This is a genomic window from Nocardia acididurans (assembly GCF_016741815.1).
Lineage (GTDB): Bacteria > Actinomycetota > Actinomycetes > Mycobacteriales > Mycobacteriaceae > Nocardia > Nocardia acididurans.
The window spans coordinates 278,709-301,450 of sequence record NZ_JAERRJ010000007.1; the positions used below are offsets into that span (position 1 = coordinate 278,709).

Genomic DNA, 22,742 nt, shown 5'->3' on the forward strand with positions numbered 1-22,742 from the left:
AACAGTGCGCCCGCAGCCCTGAGGCCCGCGAAAACGCACCCTGAACGGCCACTGGGGCGCGAAACCACATCGGTGTAGTTCCCGGTGCCGAGCGAGAGCTCACGGCCCGCAGAACGGCACTGAGCGCTTGTTAGGGGCAATCGCGCCGTTCCACGAACCGTCAAGGGGACTGCGCCGCGCGACTCACCCGGTATCGAATCGAATTGCGGCCGTGGATAGTTCGTGATTACGAATGTCCGATTTCGCCGAAGGCGAACAAGATCACAGTGCCGAAGGCGAACAAGATCACAGTGCCGAAGGCGAACAAGATCACAGTGCCGAAGGCGAACAAGATCAGAGTGCCGAAGGGGCGAGAACGATCAGTTGCCCTGTGCCGCGATGCGGAGTCCCAGGGCCACCATCAGGCTGCCCATGACGGCGTCGAGCGCCCGGCGCACCCGGCGGCGGGTGAACACATGCCGCAGCGCCCCGATACCGACGGCCAGGATCGCGAACCAGGTCAGCGTGACGGTCGTCGCCACCAGCCCCAGCTCGGCCGTACCCAGCAGTGACGGATCCGCGGGCAGGAACTGCGGCACCAGCGCGATGAAGAACACCGCGCACTTGGGATTCAGCAGATTGGTGAGCAGCCCCTGCCGGAACGCGGCCAGCGGCCCGCGCTGTTTCGGCCCGAGCGCCTCGGCGTCGGCGTAGTCGCCGCGCCGGGCGGCCAGCAGCGCCCGCACTCCGAGGTACGCCAGATACCCCGCCCCGACGAGTTTCACCACGGTGTAGGCCATGGCGGAGGCGGCCAGCAGCCCCGCGACACCGATCGCGGTGACCACCGCCCAGCCGAACACCCCCAGCGCAATCCCTGCGGCACAGGCGATTCCGGCGCGACGGCCGGATATCGCCGCATTGCGCACCACGATCACGAAATCCGGTCCGGGAGACATACAGCCGAGCAGGATCACCCCGGCCAACGCGAGAATCTGTGCCGTCGACATCATCGCGCCAGCCTACGACGCCGGGCCCGGCCCGCATCGGTGGATGCGAACCGGGCCCGGAACGTAGGGATCATCGCTGCAGGAACGCGAATTCGCCGGTGAGTTCGGCGACCTTGGCCTGCAGGGCGGACACCGAGGGTCCGACCTTGAGCACCTCACGCGAGACATTGGGCACGACCGCGCCGAGATCGCTGTCGGGCACCAGCTTTCGAATGGAGTCCGCTCCCCCGCCCTGCGCGCCCACGCCCGGCATGAGGATGGGGCCGTTGAGCGAGCCCAGATCGGGCGCTTCGGTGAGCGTCGCGCCGACAACCACGCCGACGGAACCGAATTCGGCCCCGGCATTGGCGGCGGCCGCGTCGTCGACCATGCGCTGGGCGATGGTGCGGCCGTCGGGGCCGGTGATCGTCTGCAGTTCCGCCGCTTCGGGATTCGAGGTGGCGGCCAGCACGAACACGCCACGGTCGTTGGCCTTGGCGAGATCCAATGCCGGTGCGAGCGAACCGAATCCGAGATACGGCGATACCGTCACCGCATCACTGGCCAGCGGTCCGCCGGCCAGCCAGGCGTGCGCATAGGCGTCCATGGTGGAGCCGATGTCACCGCGTTTGGCGTCGGCGAGCACCAGGGTGCCCGCCTCGCGCAGTTCGCCGATGGCCTCCTCCAGCACCAGGATTCCGCCGGAACCATAGGTCTCGAAGAACGCCACCTGCGGCTTGACCAGGGCGACCCGGCCGGCGAACGCCTCGACGCAGGCATCGGTGAAGGCTTTCAGCCCGGCCACGTCCTCGGTCAGACCCCAGGCCCGCAGCAGCGGCGGATGCGGGTCGATACCCACGCACAGCGGACCGTGCTCGCGCATCGCATCCCGCAGCCGCACACCGAATGTCGCCATGTCGTCAGCCTCGCAGGGTCGCGTGGAGTTCCTGCAGGGACCGTACCCCGATGCCGCCGTTGATGGTGGCCTCGATGCCCTGCACGGCCGCCGCCGCACCCTGCACGGTGGTGATGCACGGGATATTGGCACCGACTGCGGCGGTGCGGATCTCGTAGCCGTCCACGCGAGGGCCGTTGTTGCCGTACGGGGTGTTGAACACGATGTCGACGTCGCCGTCCTTGATCATGTCCACGATGCTCGGCGACAGGTCGGAACCCTCAGCCGTGCCGGTGCGACCCTCCGCAAGCTCCGGGTCCGAGTGCTTGCGCACCCGCTCGCAAGGAATTCCGTTACGCCGCAGCATTTCCGCGGTGCCGTCGGTCGCCAGGATCCGGAACCCCAAGTCGTGCAGGCGCTTCACCGGGAACACCATGGCCCGCTTGTCGCGGTTGGCGATGGAGACGAAGGCGGTGCCCTCGGTCGGCAGCGAACCGTACGCGGCGGCCTGCGACTTCGCGAAGGCCGTGCCGAAGTCGGCGTCGATGCCCATGACCTCACCGGTGGACTTCATTTCCGGCGAGAGCAGCGAGTCGATGCCGGAGCCGTCCGGGCGGCGGAAGCGGTGGAACGGAAGCACGGCTTCCTTCACCGCGACCGGGGCGTCGAACGGCGCGTAGCCGCCGTCGCCCTCGGCGGGCAGCAGGCCCTCCTTGCGCAGGTCGGCGATGGTCGCGCCCAGGGCGATCCGCGCGGCCGCCTTGGCGAGCGACACCGCGGTGGCCTTGGAGACGAACGGCACGGTGCGGGAGGCGCGCGGGTTGGCCTCGAGGACGTAGAGCACATCGTCCTTGAGCGCGTACTGCACGTTCAGCAGGCCCTTCACGCCGATGCCCTTGGCCAGCGCGGTGGTGGAGCGGCGCACGGCCTCGATATCGCTGCGGCCCAGGGTGATCGGCGGCAGGGCGCACGCGGAGTCACCGGAGTGGATACCGGCCTCCTCGATGTGCTCCATGACGCCGCCCAGGTAGACCTCGTCGCCGTCACACAGGGCGTCGACGTCGATCTCGATGGCGTCCTCCAGGAACCGGTCGATGAGCACCGGGCGGTCCGGGCTGATCTCGGTGGCGCGGGAGATGTAGCCCTCGAGGGTCTGCTCGTCGTAGACGATCTCCATGCCGCGGCCGCCCAGCACGTAGGACGGGCGCACCAGCACCGGGTAGCCGATCTCGGCGGCGATCTTCTTGGCCTGCGGGAAGGTGGTGGCGGTGCCGTACTTCGGAGCCGGAAGTCCGGCCGCGACAAGGACTTCGCCGAATTCCGCGCGGTCCTCGGCCAGGTCGATGGCGGCCGCGGAGGTGCCGACCACCGGCACGCCGGCGTCGGTGAGCCGCTGCGCGAGGCTCAGCGGGGTCTGGCCGCCGAGCTGGCAGATGACGCCCACGACGGTGCCGGACTCGGTTTCGGCGTGGTACACCTCGAGCACGTCCTCGAAGGTGAGCGGCTCGAAGTAGAGGCGGTCGGCGGTGTCGTAGTCGGTGGAGACGGTCTCCGGGTTGCAGTTGACCATGATGGTCTCGTAGCCCGCGTCCGAAAGCGTCTGCGCCGCATGGACACACGAGTAGTCGAACTCGATGCCCTGGCCGATGCGGTTCGGGCCGGAGCCCAGGATGATGACCTTCTCGCGCTCACGCTGCGGCGCGACCTCGGATTCCGCGGCGGGATCGAGTTCGTAGGCCGAGTAGTGGTACGGGGTCTTGGCCTCGAATTCGGCGGCGCAGGTGTCGACGGTCTTGAACACCGGGCGGATGCCGAGGCGGTGGCGCAGTTCGCGCACGCCGTTCTCGCCCGCGAGTTCCGGTCGGAGAGCGGCGATCTGGCGGTCGGACAGGCCGTAGTGCTTGGCGCGGCGCAGCAGGTCGGCGTCGAGCACGGGGGCGTCGATGACCTGCTGACGCAGCTCGACCAGTCCGGCGACCTCGTCGACGAACCAGGGGTCGATGCCGGACGCCTTCGCGACCTCTTCGACGCTCGCGCCCAGGCGCAGCGCGCGCTCCACCTGGTAGATGCGCCCCTCGGTCGGAACCTTCAGATCGTCGAGAATGGCCTGCACGTCGGTCCATTCACCGTCGGGCAGGGTCCAGAAGCCGGTGGCCTTGGTCTCGAGCGAGCGCAGCACCTTGCCGAGCGCCTCGGAGAAGTTGCGGCCCAGCGACATCGCCTCGCCGACGGACTTCATGGTGGTGGTCAGCGTCGGGTCCGCGCCCACGAACTTCTCGAAGGCGAACCGCGGCGCCTTGACGACCACGTAGTCGAGCGTGGGCTCGAAACAGGCCGGGGTCTCCTTGGTGATGTCGTTGACGATCTCGTCCAGGGTGTAGCCGATGGCCAGCTTGGCGGCGATCTTGGCGATCGGGAAACCCGTTGCCTTGGAAGCCAATGCGGACGAGCGCGACACACGCGGGTTCATCTCGATGACGATCAGGCGACCGTCCTTCGGGTCCACCGCGAACTGGATGTTGCAGCCACCGGTGTCGACGCCGACCTCGCGCAGAATCGCGATGCCGAGGTCGCGCATCTTCTGGTATTCGCGATCGGTGAGGGTCATGGCCGGGGCGACGGTGACCGAGTCACCGGTGTGCACGCCCATCGGGTCCACGTTCTCGATCGAGCAGACGATGACCACATTGTCGTTGCGGTCGCGCATGAGCTCGAGCTCGAATTCCTTCCAGCCCAGGATGGATTCCTCGATGAGCACGTTCGCGGTGGGCGAGGCGGCCAGGCCGCCGCCGGCGATGCGATCGAGATCCTCGTGGTCGTAGGCCATGCCCGAGCCCAGGCCGCCCATGGTGAACGACGGGCGCACGACCACCGGGAAACCCAGTTCCGCAACGGTTTCGCGCACCTCGGCCATGGTGTAGCAGACCTTGGAGCGAGCGCTCTCGCCGCCGACCTTGGCGACGATGTCCTTGAACTTCTGCCGGTCCTCACCGCGCTGGATGGCCTCGAAGTCCGCGCCGATCAGCTCGACGTTGTACTTCTCCAGGATGCCGTTCTCATGCAGTGCGACAGCGCAATTGAGCGCGGTCTGACCGCCCAGGGTCGCGAGGATGGCGTCCGGGCGCTCCTTGGCGATGACCTTCTCGACGAATTCCCAGGTGATGGGTTCCACATAGGTGGAGTCGGCGAATTCGGGGTCGGTCATGATGGTCGCCGGGTTGGAGTTCACCAGCGACACCCGCAGGCCCTCGGACCGCAGCACGCGGCAGGCCTGGGTGCCCGAATAGTCGAACTCACACGCCTGGCCGATGACGATCGGGCCGGAGCCGATCACCAGGATGTGGTTGAGATCGGTACGGCGTGGCATCAGCGTCCCTCCATCAGCATTGCGAAGCGGTCGAACAGGTACGCGGCGTCATGGGGACCGGCGGCCGCCTCCGGGTGGTACTGGACCGAGAAGGCCTTGCCGTTCTGCAGGCGCACGCCCTCGACGGTGCCGTCGTTGGCGCACACGTGGCTGACCTCGGCCTTGCCGAACGGGGTGTCGAACACCTCGCCGCGCTCACCCTCGAGGGCGAAGCCGTGGTTCTGGGCGGTGATCGAGATGCGGCCCGAATGATGTTCGACCACGGGGATATTGATGCCGCGGTGGCCGAACTTCATCTTGTAGGTGTTGCGGCCCAGGGCGCGGCCCAGGATCTGGTTGCCGAAGCAGATGCCGAAGAACGGCAGGCCCTCGCCGAGCACGCCCTTGGTGAGCTCGATGGCGCCGGTCTGGGTGGCCGGGTCGCCGGGACCGTTGGACAGGAACACACCGTTGGGGTCGAGTTCCTTGATCTGGTCGAGGGTGACGTTCGAGGGCACCACGTGCACCCGCATGCCACGCTCGGCGAACATGCGCGGGGTGTTGGACTTGATGCCCAGGTCGACCGCGACCACAGTGAAGCGGTGCTCGCCGACCGGGTCGATGGTGTAGATCTCCTTGGTGGAGACCTCCCCGGCCAGGTCCGCGCCCAGCATGGACTGCTGGCCGTTGACGCGGTCGAGCATCTCCTCGTACTCCGCGAGCGAGTCGCCGGAGAAGATGCCCGCCTTCATCGAGCCGCGGGTGCGCAGGTGCCGCACCAGGGCGCGGGTGTCGATGCCCGCGATGCCGACGATGTTCTGGTTCTCCAGTTCCGCCTGCAGCGTGCGGTTGGCGCGCCAGTTGGAGGCGCGGCGCGCGGGATCGCGGACCGCGTAGCCCGCGACCCAGATCCGCTGCGACTCGTCGTCCTCGTCGTTCCAGCCGGTGTTGCCGATCTGCGGCGCGGTGGCCACCACGATCTGGCGGTCGTAGCTGGGGTCGGTCAGGGTCTCCTGGTAGCCGGTCATCGCGGTGCAGAACACCGCCTCGCCCAGGGTCTGTCCGGTGGCTCCGAAGGTCGTCCCGCGGAATACGCGGCCGTCCTCGAGCACCATCACGGCGTCTTTGTCCCCTATCCCGCCCCGATTGCCGCTGCTCATGCCTCGTCTCCCGTCTTCACGCCGGTCCATGCCGGATATACAGCCTTGTCGTCGCCCCGGAATCCGGTATCCACCTCGGTTCCGGTCGGCAGCTTCCAGCGAATTACCAGCACACCGTCTTCTGTCATTACTTTGCCCGCATGCCCACGCTCGGTGCGCACCGCGGTGATGGATTCGGCGGGAATCCAGATCGGGGCCGTCCCGTCACGCTGCAGCAGGATGCCGCGCTCGAAGCGGGTCATCTCCGCCGTGGCACGGAAGCCCAGGTCGCCCACCGTGATTCGCTGAATCCAGCTGGGCGCCAGAGTGCTGCCGAGGTACAGGCCCGTGGTGGGCTCCAGCAGTTGCGCGCCGCAATCGGCGGGCACCACCGGGAGTTCACCGATCGAGTCGGCCTGTCGTCGGGCCCGCCCGGTCCAGGCGCGGTACATGCCCCACAGGCTCAGCAGGAACAAGGCGAGCAACCCGGCTATCCACAGCCACCGCTCCAGTTCCATCAGATTCCTCCGTGTCCATCTAGGGATGTGCGGGTGGCCCGCGTGGTTACGCGGGCTGCCGCCTCCGGCCACTGACCGCCCATCCCTGGGTTCCCCACCCGCCGGATCACCCGGCGACGACCTTGCCGTCCCGCGCGGTGATCCGGCCGCGCAGGAAGGTGGTGGTCACCTTCGCGGGCAGGGTCATCGATTGGAACGGCGTGTTGTGGGCGATCGACGCGAGTTCCTTCGCCTCGACCGTCCATTCGGTGTCGGGATCGATCAGCACCAGGTTGGCCGGTTCGCCGACCGCGAGGGGGCGGCCCTGATCGTCCAGTCCTACGATGCGCGCCGGGTTCTCGCTCATCACCCGGGCGACGCCGCGCCAGTCCAGCAGGCCGGTGTTGACCATGGTCTCGACGATGATCGAGAGCGCGGTCTCCAGGCCCAGCATGCCGGGACGGGCGGCGGCGAACTCGCAGCACTTGTCCTGTTCGGCGTGCGGCGCGTGATCGGTGGCGACACAGTCGATGACGCCGTCCGCCAGTGCCTGCCGCAGCGCGGCGACATCGGAGCTCTCGCGCAGCGGCGGGTTCACCCGGTTCACCGCGTCGTAGGTCTCCAGTCGCGAGTCGTCCAGCAGCAGGTGGTGCGGGGTCACCTCGGCGGTGATCGAAATCCCCTGCGCCTTGGCCCATTTCAGGAGTTCCACGGTGCCCGCGGTGGAGGCGTGGCAGATGTGCACGCGCGCACCGGCATCGCGGGCCAGCAGCGCGTCGCGCGCCACGATGGACTCCTCGGCGGCGCGCGGCCACCCGGCCAGGCCCAGGCGGGCGGCGTTCGGACCCTCGTGCGCCACCGCGCCCTTGGTGAGCCGCGGCTCCTCCGCGTGCTGGGCGATGAGTACGCCGAGCGAGTTCGAGTACTCCAGCGCGCGGCGCATGATCAGCGGGTCGTAGACGCAGTGGCCGTCGTCGGAGAACATGCGGACCCCGGCCTCACCGGCGGCCATGGTGCCCATCTCGGCCAGCTGCTTGCCCTCGAGCCCGACGGTGACCGCGCCCACCGGGTGCACGTCCACCAGGCCGACCTCGCGCCCGCGCCGCCACACGTGGTCGGTGATGACCACGGAGTCGGCGACCGGGCTGGTGTTGGCCATGGCGAACACCGCCGTGTAACCGCCGAGAGCCGCTGCGGCGGAACCGGTTTCGATGGTCTCGGTGTCCTCGCGGCCCGGCTCGCGCAGATGCGTGTGCAGGTCGATGAAGCCCGGCAGCAGGATCTGGCCCGCGGCGTCGATGACCTCGGCGTCGGCGGCCGTCAGGCCCGCGCCGATCTCACGGATCTCACCGTCGGCGATCAGCACGTCGACCGGATCGCCCTCACCGTAGACCTTGGCGTTCTTGATCAGGATGCTCATGCTGTCTCCTCTCGGTGCGAGCCGTCGGTGTTGCGGTAGCTGCTCACGCGACCACCTCGTCGGTGCCGACCAGCAGGCGGAAGAGCACCGCCATGCGCATGTGCACGCCGTTGTTGACCTGTTGCAGCACAGCTGCTTTGGGGGAATCCGCGACCGCGGAGGCGATTTCCATGCCGCGCAGCATGGGGCCGGGGTGCAGTACCACGGCGTGATCCTCGAGCATGCCCAGGCGGCGTTCGCTCAGCCCGTAGTTGATCGAGTATTCGCGCGCCGACGGGAAGAAGCCGCCGTTCATACGCTCGGCCTGCACGCGCAGCATCATGACCGCGTCCGCGCCGGGGAGTTCGGCGTCGAGTGAATGCGAGACCCGCACCGGCCAGGCTTCCACGCCCACCGGCAGCAGGGTGCGCGGGGCCACCAGGACCACTTCGGCGCCGAGGGTGCTGAGCAGGAAGGCATTCGAGCGCGCCACCCGGCTGTGCAGGATGTCGCCGACCAGCAGCACCCGCTTGCCCTCCAGGTCGCCGAGGCGCTGCCGCAGCGTCAGCGCGTCCAGCAGTGCCTGGGTGGGATGCTCGTGCGTCCCGTCACCGGCGTTGATGATGGCCGGCCCCGGCCCGTTGTAACCGCCTGCGGCCCGGTCCATTTCGGCGAACCAGCGCGCGATCTGGTGTGCCGCACCGGAAGCCGGATGCCGCACGATGAGCGCGTCCGCGCCCGCCGCGTGCAGGGTCAGCGCGGTGTCGCGCAGCGATTCGCCCTTGGAGACAGAGGAACTCGACGCGCTCACATTGATCACGTCGGCGCTCATCCACTTGCCGGCAACCTCGAAGGAAACCCGGGTGCGGGTGGAGTTCTCGAAGAACACGGTCATGACCGTGCGCCCGCGCAGCGTCGGCAGCTTCTTGACCTCGCGGCCCAGCAGCGCCTGCTCGAAGCGTTCGGCCTCGTCCAGCAAACCGTTGGCGGCGACCCGATCCAGATCGGTGACCGACAGCAGATGCTTCACTTGTCCCCCTCCTGACGCAGATACACACCGTCACGACCGTCGTGCTCGCGCAGCAGCACGGAGATGTCCTCGGTGCGCGCGGTGGGCACGTTCTTGCCGACATAGTCGGCGCGGATGGGCAGTTCGCGATGACCGCGATCGATGAGCACCGCGAGCTGCACCGCGCGGGGGCGGCCCAGATCCCGCAGGCCGTCGAGCGCCGAGCGCACGGTGCGGCCCGAGAAGAGCACATCGTCGACCAGCACCACCAGCGCGTCCTCGATACCGCCCTCGGGGACCGAGGTGCGTTCCAGGGGGCGATGCGGGCGGCTGCGCAGATCGTCGCGGTAGAGGGTGATGTCCAGGGAGCCCACGGCGGGGCGGATTCCGGAGAACTCTTCGATGCGTCCGGCCAGACGAGTGGCGAGAGTGGTTCCGCGCGTGGGGATTCCGATGAGCACGACGCGCCCGTGCGAGGCGTCGGCGGAATCGAGGGCGGTCTTCTCGATGATCTGGTGCGCCATGCGCGCGATGGTCCGGCCGACATCCGAATCGGAAAGCAGCTCGCGACCGGCCTCGACCTGTTCGGGATCGTGCCGCTGCGAGTATTCGCCAGCGCTCGACTTGGCGGCCCCGTCTTCGGGCACAGCCATGCCGACCTCCTTCCCCGCCTCACCGGACGGTCCGTTAAAGGATGTCTTTTCGACTGGCAACCCTAGCAGCGCCGGAGAACGCCGCCGTCACCGCACCCCCGCGGCAATCGCCCCGGCGACCAGCGCACCTGCAGATTCAGCACGATGTGCGCGACCGGCCCCGAGCAGAGTGTCAGCTATCTCACAGCTATGATCCGATTCGTTTGGTTTGCATCTGTTCCACCGCCATCAGTCGATGCTGGGAGGATCTTCGATGAACAAACCGCTGGTCTGGGCGATCGCCGCCGCGCTCGTCATCGCCGGGCCACTCGTGGGCGTCGCGGTCCGCAGGCTCGTCGACCGCCTCGCCGCCAAGCTGTCGAGCGATACCCGGGCCGTGCATCGCATGACCTTCGGCCTGCTGCGTGATCTCGCGGTGCCGGTCTGCTCCCTGGGCGGCCTGACCCTCGCCCTGGCCCTGCCGACCGGGCTGCCGTTCTCACCGCGCACCGTCCATCAGATGCTGGAGGCGGCGCTGCTGCTCGCCATCACCTTCTCGGTGGCGCGGCTCGCGGCCGAGGTGGTGACCACCGTGGCGCGGCGGCTGACCGGCATCTCCGGCTCGGTCAGCCTCTTCGGCACCATCACGCGCGTGGTGGTCTTCGTGCTCGGCGTGCTGATCACCCTGGACAGCGTCGGCGTGAAGATCACCCCGCTGCTGGGCGCTCTCGGTATCGGCGCACTGGCCATCGCCCTGGCGCTGGAGGGCACGCTGGCGAATCTCTTTGCGGGCGTGCACATTCTGGCATCGAAGACGGTGAACCCCGGGGATTTCGTGAAGCTCGACACCGGCGAGACCGGCTGGATCTCCGATGTGAACTGGCGGACCACCACCATCCAGGACATCCCGGGAAACTTCATCATCGTGCCGAACCGCAAGTTCGCCGAGGCCATTCTCACCAACTACCACCGCCCGGAACAGGATATGGCCGTGCTGGTCGAGGTGAGCACCAGCTACGGCAGCGACCTCGAACATGTGGAATCGGTGACCATGGACGTAGCGCGGCGAGTGATGAAGGAACTCGACTGCGGATTCGCCGGGGCCGATCCGCGCGTCCGCTTCCACACCTTCGGCGACTCCGGCGTCGAGTTCCGCGTCGTGCTGCGCACCCGCCACTACGAGGACCAATACCTCTTGATCAGCGAATTCATCAAAGCCCTGCACCGCCGTTACCGGGAGGAAGGCATCGTCTTCCCCTTCCCGACGCGCGTACTCGAATTCGCTCCGGACAGCGAGCGTGGATCCCGTTTGCTGGCAGGTCTTCATACACCGTAAACCGATGTGCGATGCTCGGAGGGTGAGCAACGAAGCCGACTTCACCGAACCCGCCCGCGTCACCTTCGCCGGGCACGGCGGTATCGAGATCGCGGGCGAGCGCTGGGGACCCCAGGACGGACCGCTGGTCGTATTCCTACACGGGGGCGGGCAGACCCGGCACTCCTGGAAGGACTCCGGGTTGGCCCTGGCCAAAGCCGGGATGCACGCCGTCCTGCTCGACGCGCGCGGGCACGGCGACAGCGACTGGGCGACCGACGGCGACTACCGACGCGACGCCATGGTCGGCGATCTGCTCAGCGTGCTGGCGCAGCTCGGCAGGCCGGCGTTCGTGGTGGGCGCGAGCATGGGCGGTATCACCGGACTGCTCGCCACCGCCGAACCCGAAGCGGCCGAACGGATCACCGGACTCGTCCTCGTCGACGTGGTGCCGCGGCCCGAACGCGCCGGAGTGGAACGGGTGCTGACCTTCCTCAGCAGTAATCCCGAGGGCTTCGCCAGCCTCGAGGAGGCCGCCGACGCCGTCGCCGCCTACCTGCCGCACCGCCGCCGCCCGCGCAATCCCGAAGGGCTGCAACGCAATCTGCGGCAGCGCCCGGACGGACGCTGGTACTGGCACTGGGATCCGGCCATGATGGCCCGCAGCGGCGTCGGCGAGGACATCGACTTCAACAGCGAGGTCCTCGAGGCCGCCGCGCGGAACCTGCGCATCCCCGTGCTGCTGGTGCGCGGTGCGCTGTCGGACGTGGTCAGCGAGGAGGGCGTGGCCGCCTTCCGCGCCCTGGTTCCCGCGGCCGACTACATCGAGATCGGCAGCGCCGCCCACACCGCGGCCAGCGACGCCAATGACGAATTCACCGACGCGGTGGTCGATTTCGTGCGGTCCCGGTTGCAGGGCTGACACCGGCGCACCCGCCGGACCTCGTCGTCCGGCGGGGCCGCCTCAGCGGGCGGCGTGCGGCGCACCGACACCCGGGTCGATGCGCACCGGACCGTCGGCGGTCGGCGTGATCGGGAAATCGAAGATGGCCGTGGGGATATAGACGGTGGCACACGAGTTCGGAATGTCCACCACCCCGGAGAACCGTCCCTCGATCGGCGCGGCCCCCAGCAGCAGGTACGCCTGCTCGCGGCTGTACCCGAAGTGGGTGAGGTAGTCGATGGCGTGCAGGCACGCGCGTTCGAACGCCAATTGCGAGTCCAGATACCGCTGTTCGCCGTCGAGGGTGACCGACGTGCCGGAGAAGGCCAGGAACTCCGAGTAGACCGGCCCCTCGTTGCCGGGCAGGAACACCGCGTTCTCGTGCACGCCGTACAGCTGCATGCCGTTCTTGATCACATCGACCCGCAGATCGATGAAACCGCCCATTTCGATTGCGCCGCAGAAGGTTATCTCGCCGTCGCCCTGCGAGAAGTGCAGATCGCCCACCGACAGATTCGCGCCCGGCACGAACACCGGATAGAAGACCCGGCTGCCCCGGGTGAGGTTCTTGATGTCCTGATTGCCGCCGTTCTCCCGGGGCGGCGCGGTGCGGGCGGCCTCGGCGGCGATGCGGTCGTACTCCGGACCCGCGAGGGAACCCAGGATGGCGTCGCGCGGTTCGGGCGGCAGCGCCAGCGGCGGCACCCGTTCGGGATCGGTGGCGATGAGCGCGGCCTCGCGAGTGTTCCAGGTACTCAGCAGATCCGCCGAGGACGCGGTACCCATCAACCCCGGGTGCATGATGCCGGTGAACTTCACCCGCGGAATATGGCGTGAGGTGGTGGTGTGCCCGCTGAAGTCCCAGATGGCCTTGTAGGCGTCCGGGAAATGCTCGGTGAGGAAGCCGCCGCCGTTGTCGGTCGGGAAGATGCCGGTGTAGCCCCAGCCCTGGCCGGCCAGGGGACCCGAATCCTCCTGCGGGATGGGGCCGATATCGAGAATGTCGACGATGAGCAGGTCACCGGGTTCCGCGCCCGCCACCGCGAAGGGACCGGACAGGCAGTGCACGGTGGTGAGCGGTGCGTCGCGCACATCCTCGGCGCTGTCGTCGTTGCGGATCGCGCCGTCGAACCATTCCCGCACGTGCACCCGGAATTCGGTGCCGGGCGTGACGGTGGCGACGGGCGCGATATCGGGGTGCCAGCGATTGTGGCCGACGAACTTCTGGTCGGCGAACCGCTTGGTCGAGTCGAGCGGGAAGATCAATTCGGGCATCGATGCCTCCTCGGATCAGTTGCGGGGGAGCTTGCGGTGCAGCGGATTTCGGCTGACGGGACGGCGTGCGCCGGGTGGTGGCGCCGCCACTACCGCCGGTTCGGACGCGGTGCGGGCGGTGCTGTCGAGCAGTCGCATGGCGGTGGTGCCGCCGTGCAGCAGCGCCCCGCCGCCGGGGCGACGCCGGGCCGGTTGCGCGCAGGTCGGGCACGCCACCGCGTCGGGGACGGTGGCGAGGGGATGGAAGCCGTCGAAGTCGCCGCAGTCTCGGCAGCGAAAGTCGTAGCGGGGCAACGGGTCACCTCCGGCATCGGACCCAGAATATTTTCATCCGGGTATATTTCATTTGCCCCACAATACAAAGCGAGGCCGGTCTCACAGTGGAAACCGGCGGATTAATTGCCTGTTACGAGAGCTCGGCCCGGACCTCGAAGCGCAGCAGGTCGGCGCCCGCGACGTACACCGGCTGCGTGGTGTGCGCGCCCCGCACCCGGACCTCGCCGCGTGGACCGTGATAGGTGACCCGGGACGCGCCGGATTCGATGGCGCGCAGATCCAGACTCCGGGCGCTGTCGGCCAGCGCCGCGAACAGCAGCAGGCCCTCGTAGCAGGATTCGCCGATATTGTTCAGGGCCGGGGCGATCGCGCCGAACCGCTCGGCGTAGCGGCTGCCGAAGGCCATACTCTCCGGCGAAACGATGCTCTCGAAATAGCCGCAGGCCGTGAACAATCCGCGGGCGCTGTCCGGACCGCCCGCGTACAGCACATCCTCACCGATCATCATGCTCAGCCGCACCCGGTGCTCATCCAGACCCGCGGCCGCGAAGGCCCGATTGAAGGCGGCGCAGTCCGCGCCGACCATGAACAACAGCACACCGGTCGCGGTGGACTCACCGATCAGGCGCAGCGCGGGCGCGAAATCCCTTCCGCCCAAAGGCACGAACGCCGAGCCGACGACCTCGATATCGGTGCCGTGACTGAATTCCACGGTGGCGCGGGCGGTTTCCCGCGGCCACACGTAATCGTTGCCGATCACACACCAGCGGCGGATGCCGAACTCCGCGCGCATCCAGCGCAGCGCCGGAAACAGTTGCTGCTCCGGGGTTTCCCCGACCATGTAGACCCCGTCACCGCTCTCACCGCCCTCGTAGAAGGTGGTGTACACATACGGCACCCGCCCGGCGGTCCGCGGGGTGATGACCTTGCGGGCGTTGGACAGATGCCAGCCCACCACCCCGTCCACGAGGCCGCGCGAGACCATGTCGTCGATGCGCGCCGCCAGCAGCGGCAGCGGCGCACCGGCGTCGACGGGATGCAGGCGCACACGGCGATCCAGAATGCCGCCCGCCGCGTTGATATCGGCGAGTGCGAGTTCGGCGCAGGCCTCCGCGGACGGGCCGAACATGCCCGCCGGACCGCTCAGCGGAACCACCAGGGCGATGTCCACCGTCTCGCGGGAGGTGTTCGGGCTTCGGGCGGCCACGGACATCACCACCGTAATGCTTGCAAATGAAAACGGATCTCACGGCGTTGTACAGTGCTGACGTGGACGATAGCACCGCGCTCGGCGCACTGGACGATCTGGCGCGACTGGTGCGACGCGCCTCGCAGGAACTGGATCGGGCCATCGCCGGATGCCTCGGCGAAACCTCGGTCGGCCGCTGGCATGTGCTGCACGCGGTCGCCGGCGGCGCGGGGCTGTCCATGTCGCAGCTCGCCGATGCCACACTGCTCAACGCGGCCACGCTCACGCGGCTGATCGACGCCATGATCGCCGACAATCTGGTGCACCGGAAGGTGGACGACACCGACCGGCGGCGTGTCCTGGTCTTTCCGACGCGCCGCGGGGTGCTGACCCACCGGGTCATGGCCGAGGCGCTCACCACGGGCGGGCTCACCGGGCTCGCCGGCAACGCCGGGCTGTCGAAATCCCTTACCGCACTGGTGGATCGGATCTCGGCCACGGAACCCGCGGCGCTGTAGGCGAATACCGCTACCGGCGATCCGAGCCCGGGGTCAGTTCTCCCCCATCGTCCGATCGAGCAGGCGGTCCAGCAGCACCTCCGCCTGCTCCCGGGTGGCCATCCCCGCCAGCACGCCCTGGGTGATCCCCGATGTCGCGACGACGATCAACTCGGCGTCGAGTTCCGCTGTGTCACCGGACTTTCCGTCGCCCCGATAGCGCCGGATCTGTTCCGCGTACGCGGTGATCAGCCAGCGCACCGGGCCGACGCGCTCCGCCACGCTCAGCCCCGCGCCCTCCAGGGCCGCGGCATGGAAGGCAGCCAGGACGAGGGCGTCCTCGTGCCCGGCGTCGTCGAGGGGCATCACCACCGTGCAGACGGCGCGCACGAATTCGCGAGGCTCCGGATCCACACCCAATGCGGTGAGGCGCTGGGCCATTCGCACCCCGGAGTCCTCGACGACGGCCCGGAAGGTGGCGGCCAGCAGTTCGCTCTTGGTGCCGAAGTAGTACTGGATCAGCCGCACCGAGATCCCCGCCGCGGCCGCGATGGACTGGAAGGTCGCCGCATCCATGCCGCCCCCGGCGATGACCTTCCGGGCCACGGTGGTGATCTCGCGCCGCCTCTGATCGTGATCCACCAAGCGGGGCATGGCCTGCGTCTCCTGTCTCATCGATGACCGCGAAAGTCTCGATGGTACGCCCATATCAATTTCATGATACGTTCGTATCATTAACAATCGGACGCATACGGAGGGGTTGGCCATGGCCAAGATCGGGAAGTGGAAGAGCGACGCCGCGAAGGCGAAGGCCATGCGAATCTACGATTCGCTCGAGGAACTGCAGCCCGTGGCGTCGACCGGATTCGACGTCGCCACCTCGTACGGCAGCACACGGGTGCGCAAGTTCGGGTCGGATCCGCGGACTCCCCTGGTGCTCTTCCACCCGATGGGCGGAAACGGCCTGTGCTGGTACCCGATCATCGAGCAGCTGGCCGCGGAACGAACGGTCTACGCACTCGACACCATCGGTGCGCCGGGCCGCAGCGAACAGACCCGGCCCATCACCGCGGCCGCCGACTACGCGGCCTGGATCGAGGACGCGCTGGCCGCCCTCGGCCTGGAACAGGCCCACCTACTCGGCTACTCCGACGGCGCGTGGCGGGCGAGCATGGCCGGGGTGCACAGCTCGCGCCGCCTCGCCAGCCTGACACTCGTCGAACCGGGGGCCGGCATCGTGAAGCCGTCGTGGCGGCTGCTGCTGCGGATGATCCGGGTCGGCGTGAACCCGACTCCGGAGAAGCTGCGGCGGTTCAGCGCGTGGTTCATGCCCGGCGTGGAGCTGTCCGAGGTGGAGATCGAAGGCTCGCTCGCCGCGCTCGGATACCGGCCGCGCACACCATGGCCCGCACCGCTCGAAGACGCCGAGCTGCAATCGATCACAGCACCGACGCTGGTCGTCTACGGCTCCGAATCGGTGTTGCTGAAGGATGCCGAGACGGCCCGCGCGCGAGTGCGCCTGATTCCCGGCGCGGAGTTCGAACTCGTACCCGGCGGGGGCCACGGGCTCCTGTTCCAGGACTCGCACAAGGGCGTGGTCCTGGCGCGCGTCTTCGACTTCATCGCACAGCACGATCAGGCCGAACTCGCGCACTGACCATCGCGGACACCCGACCGGCGCTTCGACTACGACGTCCGATTCACGCGAACGTATGTTCGATCGCCGTGGTAGGTTCGGCGGCATGTCGACACCGCTGCAGGGATCGCTGCTCGATGGATTCGGGGAGATCGAGCTCGGCGCGCTGGACGGAATTCAGCGCACCGAGCTCACGCACGGCGCGTGGGTGGATGTGCTGCCCGGGTGGCTGAGCGGGGCCGACGAGCTGTTCGAACGACTCGCGGCGCACGTGCCGTGGCGGGTGGACCGCCGGAACATGTACGACCGCATGGTGGATGTGCCACGGCTGCTGAGCTTCTACGACGAGTCCCGCGAGCTCCCCGACCCGGTTCTCACCGAGGCGCGCGACGCGTTGAGCGCCCGGTACCGCGACGAACTCGGCGAACCGTTCACCACGGCGGGCCTGTGCTACTACCGCGACGGGAACGACAGCGTCGCCTGGCACGGCGACACCATCGGACGCGGCGCGACCGCCGACACCATGGTGGCCATCATCTCGGTGGGCGCGGCGCGGGCACTGTCGCTGCGTCCGCGCGGCGGCGGGGCGAGTATCCGCTATCCCCTCGGACACGGGGATCTCATCGTCATGGGCGGATCGTGCCAGCGCACCTGGGAGCACGCCGTTCTCAAGACGCGGCGGGCGGTGGGGCCGCGCATCAGCATCCAGTTCCGGCCGCGCGGAGTGCGCTAGACCGTCGGATGGATTCAGCCGGCTTCCTCGGCCGCCAGCGGCCAGCGGTCGATCTCGTTCAGCGGGCCGACCGAGGCCGGGAGCACTGCCAGCGCCTCGGCCCGGTAGTCGCCGGCCAGCCCGGTGCCGGTGCCGAGGCGGTCGGCTTCGGCCAGCCATCCGGTGGCCTGGCGCAGCACCTCGACCGTGGTCACCCGGCCGTCGCCCGGCAGGACCAGACCGCCGATCCGACGGGGCGCGGCCACCGCCGCCGAGCCCAGATGCTGCAGGCAGCGGGCGATTCCCGGCTCGTGGCGCAGAGCGCGGAAGTCGCGCAGCGCGCCCTGCCAGTAGCGGACCGCGCCCTCCGGCTCCTTCCTGGCCCACATCAGCACGCCCATGGTCTCGTAGGCGTGTGCGCGACCGACGGGGTCGATCCCGTTGCGGGTCAAGGCTTCCGCGAGCTCCAGCCGATCCCCGGCGGCGTCGTAACGGCCCTGATGCAGATGGACGACCGCGAGATTCACCAGCGTGGACACCTCACCGGCGACATCGGCGCGGGGCAGCAGCCACCACGCCGACTCGAGGATGCGCTCGGCGGCGGCCAGCCGCCGCTGCACCACCGCCGCGCGCTGGCGGACGGCCGCCGCGCCGGTGAGCGCGGCGGGTGGGCGATAGCGCCGCAGGAAACTCAGCGCGCGCCGATGTTCCCTGCGCGCGGCCAGGCTCGAACGCAGCCGAGCGCCGGAACGCCGCGACGGAGCGTGATGGCCGCGGCTGCGAATTCGCGCCAACTCCCGTGCCGCCGAATCGTTTTCGATCCCCCGCAGCCGCAGCACGGCCTCTGGGAGCGGCGGAACCGTTGCGGTAGGGCCGTTCTCGTCCGCGCCGAGACCGGCGTACCAGGTATCGAGTGCGTCGGCGATGCGAGCCAGATCGCGAATCGTGTTGGCGGGCAATGCCGTGGGTGGACCGCAGTCCACGATCAGGCCGCGCAGCGCCGCGCCCTCCTCCGCGAACCACCCCCGGGCCGCGGCCCCGAGCGCGAAGGTGTCGAGGGCCTTGGCCCAGCGGGTCGCGCGGTCGGCGTGATAGGCGATCAGGGCGGGCAGCGCCGCGGCGCGCATGGCGGCCACCACCACCTCCGGGGCCGGCGGCACCGCGGTGAGCAGGTTGTCCATGCACCGGTAGGCGTCCGGTCCGTCGAGTGCCAGTTCACGGCGCGAGAACAACTCCGCGAGCACGACCGCGGGCGCACCGGGCGGAAGAGTCCAGTCGTCGGTGTCCCGGGCCGGTATCCGCGCGGGCGCTTCCAGCATCGCGCCCAGCATGACCATGAACCCGGTGCGCCGGTACGTCCCGATCGGCAGCTGGCGCAGCACCCGGATCACCGCGCCGATCGCGGCCTGCGGAACCGTGGCGTTGACCCCGGGTGCGGCTCCCGCCCGCGGCGGCGACATGCCTTCGACCGCAACATGTCCCGGCCCCATCAGGTCGGCCAGCAGGTCGGCGTCCCGCGCTCGCCGCCGCCGATCCCGCACGGAGTGCAGCGTCCGGTAGGCCACGTACCCGCCCGCGACCGCGACGATCACCAACGGCAGCCACCGCATCGCCTGGAGAATCCGCTGCACCGCCGGATTGCCGCCGAAGGTGTCGGCCACCAGGGTGCGGGCCAATTCGTAGCAGAGCGCGGTCGCGGCCGCCGAGGCCGTCGCGAGCAGGCCGCGCCACAGCGACGACTTGGGGGTGGCGATCGACAGCGACTGCCCGCTCGGCGGCACCGGCCGGGTCACCGGCGCACCCCGCCGGTGATGCCGGGCACCACCCAGCGCCGCCACGTGCCCAGCAGCAGGAGCACCGGCAGAATCGCCGACAACAGTGCGCCCGCCGCGAGATGGCTTGCGTTCTCGTGGAATTGGCGCGCCTCGCCCCACAGCAACCGGGACCACGGGGACTCACCCACGCCGCCGATCAGCAGACCGACGAAGAAGTCGTTCCACACCTGGACGAACTCCAGGACGGCCACCGCGCCGATCGCCGGGCCGGCCATCTCCCGCAGTCTGCGGCGAATCGTCGCCGGTCGCGCCAAACCGTGCAGCGCGTCGGCGGCGGGCGATTCCGGGGGCGCCAGCAGGGCGGCGCGCAGAATGAGGATCGCGATCGGCAGCCCGGCGGCGGCGTGGACGAAGATCAGCGGAACGCGGCTGTGCGACAGGCCCCAGGTATCCATCAGCAGGCGGATGGGGCCACCGTAGATCTGTGCGGGCATGACCGCCAGGATCACCGTCATCGGCACGGCGATCCGGGAGATCCATTGTCCGGGAGCGAGTTCGGCCAGCCAGAAGGCGACCGGAACGGCGGCGGTCACCACGACCGCGGTGGCCAGGGCGCTCACCCACAGTGTGGTCTCCAGGGAGCGCCACAGCGCGGCGTCGCTCCACACCCAGCGCAGCCCTTCGACGCCGAAGCCGCCGCGCTGCCGCAGCGCCACGACGAGCAGCCAGCCGATCGGGACGAGCAGCGGCACCATGACGATCAGCAGCCACAGCCGCGACCACCAGGACGGGCGATCCCGCACCGGATCCCGCCGCATGGACGGAGCGGAGGGCCGCGGCCTGCGATAGCGGCGCATATCCGGCTGCAACAGCCAGGCCGTCAACCCGACGAGGACCGCCAGCGGCAGGGCGTAGGCCGCCGCGTCGCCGTCCCCGAATCCGGACCGGCCGGTCAGATACCACCAGTGCACGGTGGCGCTCTCCGCCGCCGGTTGCAGCGGACCGGGCACCGCGATCAGGACGACGTCGAACACCCGCGCCGCCGCGACGCCGACGATCAACCCGAGCATCAGCAGCGTCGGATGCAGCAGTTTGCGCACCTCGTGCAGCATGCGGATCTGGTTGCGCAGCAGACGTATTCGCCTGCGTATCCACCCGTGCCCCGGCGGATCCACCGTGTCGGGGCCGTACACGATCCGCGCCTGCACCGGGTCGGCCTCCAGGCCGATCACGGCCGCCCGCCAGACGCCGGTCAGCGCACCGAGCCAGGTCCAGGCGAAGGCCGAGGCGATCAGCACCGTGAACAGCCACCGGTACTCGCCGACCGAATCCAGTCGCAGCAGTTCCGCGATCTGTTCGAAGATCAGGCGGAAGGCGATGCCCGAGACGAACGCGGAGATGCCGAACGGCAGGATCAGCGGCAGCCAGACCCAGCGCGGACCACGGGTCATCCAGGCGAGCAGCAGCGCGAACAGCACCAGGAACACACCCCACAGCACCCAGCCCAGCGTGCGCACATAGGCCCAGGCGCCCGTCGCGCCGAACTCCGTGAGCACCACCGCGCTCACGATCACCACGCCGAGGACCGACAGCCAGCGCCGCGTCCGGCCCAGCACCGTATCGGCGATTCCGCACAGCACCGCGAGACCGCAACCGGCCACCACCAACGGCCGGGCCGCGACCGCGAGCCAGACCGTCCACCCGGCCGGAACCACCAGCAGGACGGCGATCAGCGCGAGCGCCGGGATCCGGACGGCCCAGCCGAACCAGCGGCGCGGATGATGGCCGGACACCAGCGGGCCCGAGAGTCGTCGCGTGGCCAATTCCATTCGCAGATCTGGTGTTTCGAAGACCCGCGGGTCGAATTCCGGGGTGCTCACCGCGGCCCGCCCGTCCGGAACTCGTCCAGGCGGACCACCACGCGGTCCACCGCGGCGGGCAGTCCGGCGCGCCCCGACTCGGCGATCTCCAGCAGGAAGTCGGTCAGGATGCGACGCAGCCCCCACCGGCCGCCTGCCGAGCCGATCCGGTCCGACAGGTCGAAGCTGGTCCACGAATCCAGCTCCCGCGCAACAGGTTCCAGCAGCGCCGAGTACCGGCGCGCACTGCGCAGATGCGGGGACGAGAAGCCGCCCAGATCGTCGATCCACGTCGTCGCCGCATCCGGAGCGGCGAGTTCGGCCAGCAGCAGGCGGGCATCGTCACCGGCCTCCCGCGTCAGGACCATGACATCACCGCCACCGAGCACCGGCCGGGTGCCGCCGGGGGCAAGCGCGGGGAAGGGCAGCAGGCCGACGCTGCCGGTGCCGCGCCCCGAATCGGTCAGGCTGCGGCGGACATACGGTTCGGCGAAATCCGGTGCGGCGACCATCAACGCGCGACGGCGGTCGAAGACGTCGCGAATCGATGCGGGGAACTGGGTGGTCAAGGCGACGGCGAGGCCGTGCGGGAACGCCGCGGGGTGACTGCACAACTCGCCCAGACGGTGCAGTGCGGCACGCACTTCCGGCCGATCCCACGGCCATCGGATGGTCGCGGTTTCCAATTCGGTGTACACGGACCGTGATTCGGCCTGCAGCAGGTTCTCGAACAGATCGGTGACCACCCAGCTGTCGGCCGCGCCGAAGGCCAGCAGCCGCACACCGGTGGGTTCGAGCGCCGCCATGGCCGTGGGCCAGTCGGCGACGGTCCAGGTGCCCGGATCACCCACACCGTGTGCGGCCAGCGCCTTCTCATGCGTGGCGAAGGTTTGCCTGTCGTACCAGATCAGTGACTTCTGTGCGCTCTTGAACGGCAAGCCGTAGTGGTTGTCGTCGGTGCGTGCCGCACTGCGCCGCAGCGCCCGATCCCAGTGCTGCGCGTAGCACAGCCCGGCCGCGTCCTCCCATAGTGCGGCGTCGATCGCCGGCGGAGAGTGCTTGTCCGCCAGCAGTTCCTGTATTCGCCCGATCTGCGGCAGCATGACGATTTCCGGTGCGGACGCGCCGCGCGCCGAGAACGCTGTGTCGATGTCATCGCCGAGCAGGATCAACCGGGTCTCGCGTCGCATACCCCGGGCGGTGGCGCGCTGCCGGGCGCCGGCCAGCACCGTATCGAAGGCCAGCAATTCGAATCCGCTCCAGGGCACGGCGATTCGCACCGCGTCGCGGTCGCCGAGCAGCACCGTGGGCGCGCAGGCCGTGACGAGCGGGAGCGCCAGTCCCGCCCGCAACAGTGACCTGCGCCTGATTGTCATGCTCCGG

General features: G+C 69.2%; 20 protein-coding genes. 5 read left to right on the plus strand and 15 right to left on the minus strand.

The window, feature by feature from the left end:
* Positions 1-359 precede the first annotated feature (359 nt).
* The 8 genes from JK358_RS19740 to pyrR form a co-directional block, all read right to left on the minus strand.
* A complete protein-coding gene (locus JK358_RS19740) occupies positions 360-989 on the minus strand; it encodes a LysE family translocator (RefSeq protein WP_232851554.1) in 630 nt (209 codons plus the stop codon).
* Between the two features lie 67 nt (positions 990-1,056).
* Positions 1,057-1,881 (minus strand): orotidine-5'-phosphate decarboxylase, encoded by an 825-nt coding sequence (gene pyrF, locus JK358_RS19745; protein ID WP_201949194.1) that lies wholly within the window; start codon positions 1,879-1,881, stop codon positions 1,057-1,059.
* 4 nt (positions 1,882-1,885) lie between these two features.
* Positions 1,886-5,227: a carbamoyl-phosphate synthase large subunit gene (gene carB / locus JK358_RS19750; RefSeq protein ID WP_201949195.1), complete on the minus strand. Its 3,342-nt coding sequence runs from the start codon at positions 5,225-5,227 to the stop codon at positions 1,886-1,888.
* Positions 5,227-6,366 (minus strand): glutamine-hydrolyzing carbamoyl-phosphate synthase small subunit, encoded by a 1,140-nt coding sequence (gene carA, locus JK358_RS19755; protein WP_201949196.1) that lies wholly within the window; start codon positions 6,364-6,366, stop codon positions 5,227-5,229. The genes carB and carA overlap by 1 nt, the downstream gene beginning before the upstream one ends.
* Positions 6,363-6,863 (minus strand): PH-like domain-containing protein, encoded by a 501-nt coding sequence (locus JK358_RS19760; protein WP_232851555.1) that lies wholly within the window; start codon positions 6,861-6,863, stop codon positions 6,363-6,365. The genes carA and JK358_RS19760 overlap by 4 nt, the downstream gene beginning before the upstream one ends.
* A gap of 106 nt (positions 6,864-6,969) precedes the next feature.
* Entirely contained in the window at positions 6,970-8,262 is a 1,293-nt protein-coding gene (locus tag JK358_RS19765) for a dihydroorotase (protein WP_201949197.1), read from the minus strand.
* A gap of 43 nt (positions 8,263-8,305) precedes the next feature.
* Positions 8,306-9,271, minus strand: coding sequence for an aspartate carbamoyltransferase catalytic subunit (locus tag JK358_RS19770; protein WP_201949198.1), 966 nt, complete (start codon positions 9,269-9,271; stop codon positions 8,306-8,308).
* Entirely contained in the window at positions 9,268-9,903 is a 636-nt protein-coding gene (gene pyrR / locus JK358_RS19775) for a bifunctional pyr operon transcriptional regulator/uracil phosphoribosyltransferase PyrR (RefSeq protein WP_201949199.1), read from the minus strand. The genes JK358_RS19770 and pyrR overlap by 4 nt, the downstream gene beginning before the upstream one ends.
* 253 nt (positions 9,904-10,156) lie before the next feature.
* On the opposite strand from pyrR, the gene JK358_RS19780 reads away from it, so the two are divergent.
* The gene (locus JK358_RS19780) at positions 10,157-11,218 is read left to right on the plus strand and encodes a mechanosensitive ion channel family protein (protein WP_201949200.1); all 1,062 of its coding nucleotides are present in this window, start codon (positions 10,157-10,159) and stop codon (positions 11,216-11,218) included.
* A 22-nt stretch (positions 11,219-11,240) separates the two neighbouring features.
* Entirely contained in the window at positions 11,241-12,119 is an 879-nt protein-coding gene (locus JK358_RS19785) for an alpha/beta fold hydrolase (RefSeq protein WP_307817628.1), read from the plus strand.
* 42 nt (positions 12,120-12,161) lie between these two features.
* On the opposite strand, the gene fmdA is transcribed toward JK358_RS19785, so the two are convergent.
* The 3 genes from fmdA to JK358_RS19800 form a co-directional block, all read right to left on the minus strand.
* The gene (fmdA, locus tag JK358_RS19790; protein WP_201949202.1) at positions 12,162-13,415 is read right to left on the minus strand and encodes a formamidase; all 1,254 of its coding nucleotides are present in this window, start codon (positions 13,413-13,415) and stop codon (positions 12,162-12,164) included.
* 15 nt (positions 13,416-13,430) lie between these two features.
* Positions 13,431-13,709 carry an FmdB family zinc ribbon protein gene (locus JK358_RS19795; protein WP_201949203.1) on the minus strand — a complete coding sequence of 93 codons (279 nt, stop codon included), beginning with the start codon at positions 13,707-13,709 and terminating at the stop codon, positions 13,431-13,433.
* Between the two features lie 112 nt (positions 13,710-13,821).
* Positions 13,822-14,904, minus strand: a complete 1,083-nt coding sequence (locus JK358_RS19800; protein WP_201949417.1) for a substrate-binding domain-containing protein — start codon at positions 14,902-14,904, stop codon at positions 13,822-13,824.
* 56 nt (positions 14,905-14,960) lie between these two features.
* Between JK358_RS19800 and JK358_RS40055 the strand changes: the two genes are divergently transcribed.
* Positions 14,961-15,398: a MarR family winged helix-turn-helix transcriptional regulator gene (locus JK358_RS40055; RefSeq protein WP_201949204.1), complete on the plus strand. Its 438-nt coding sequence runs from the start codon at positions 14,961-14,963 to the stop codon at positions 15,396-15,398.
* Positions 15,399-15,431: 33 nt separating this feature from the next.
* On the opposite strand, the gene JK358_RS19810 is transcribed toward JK358_RS40055, so the two are convergent.
* Positions 15,432-16,031, minus strand: coding sequence for a TetR/AcrR family transcriptional regulator (locus JK358_RS19810; RefSeq protein ID WP_201949205.1), 600 nt, complete (start codon positions 16,029-16,031; stop codon positions 15,432-15,434).
* A gap of 112 nt (positions 16,032-16,143) precedes the next feature.
* Between JK358_RS19810 and JK358_RS19815 the strand changes: the two genes are divergently transcribed.
* Positions 16,144-17,034, plus strand: coding sequence for an alpha/beta fold hydrolase (locus JK358_RS19815; protein ID WP_201949206.1), 891 nt, complete (start codon positions 16,144-16,146; stop codon positions 17,032-17,034).
* Between the two features lie 85 nt (positions 17,035-17,119).
* The gene (locus JK358_RS19820; protein ID WP_201949207.1) at positions 17,120-17,746 is read left to right on the plus strand and encodes an alpha-ketoglutarate-dependent dioxygenase AlkB; all 627 of its coding nucleotides are present in this window, start codon (positions 17,120-17,122) and stop codon (positions 17,744-17,746) included.
* 14 nt (positions 17,747-17,760) lie between these two features.
* Here the strand turns inward: JK358_RS19820 and JK358_RS19825 are convergent, their stop codons facing one another.
* Genes JK358_RS19825 through JK358_RS19835 form a run of 3 tightly spaced genes read right to left on the minus strand, consistent with a single transcriptional unit; the run spans position 17,761 to position 22,735 of the window.
* Positions 17,761-19,518: a tetratricopeptide repeat protein gene (locus JK358_RS19825; RefSeq protein ID WP_201949208.1), complete on the minus strand. Its 1,758-nt coding sequence runs from the start codon at positions 19,516-19,518 to the stop codon at positions 17,761-17,763.
* Positions 19,515-21,380, minus strand: a complete 1,866-nt coding sequence (locus JK358_RS19830) for an ABC transporter permease family protein (protein ID WP_201949209.1) — start codon at positions 21,378-21,380, stop codon at positions 19,515-19,517. The genes JK358_RS19825 and JK358_RS19830 overlap by 4 nt, the downstream gene beginning before the upstream one ends.
* Complete coding sequence (locus tag JK358_RS19835; protein ID WP_201949210.1) at positions 21,377-22,735, minus strand: ABC transporter substrate-binding protein; 1,359 nt, start codon at positions 22,733-22,735, stop codon at positions 21,377-21,379. The genes JK358_RS19830 and JK358_RS19835 overlap by 4 nt, the downstream gene beginning before the upstream one ends.
* Between the last annotated feature and the right edge of the window lie 7 nt (positions 22,736-22,742).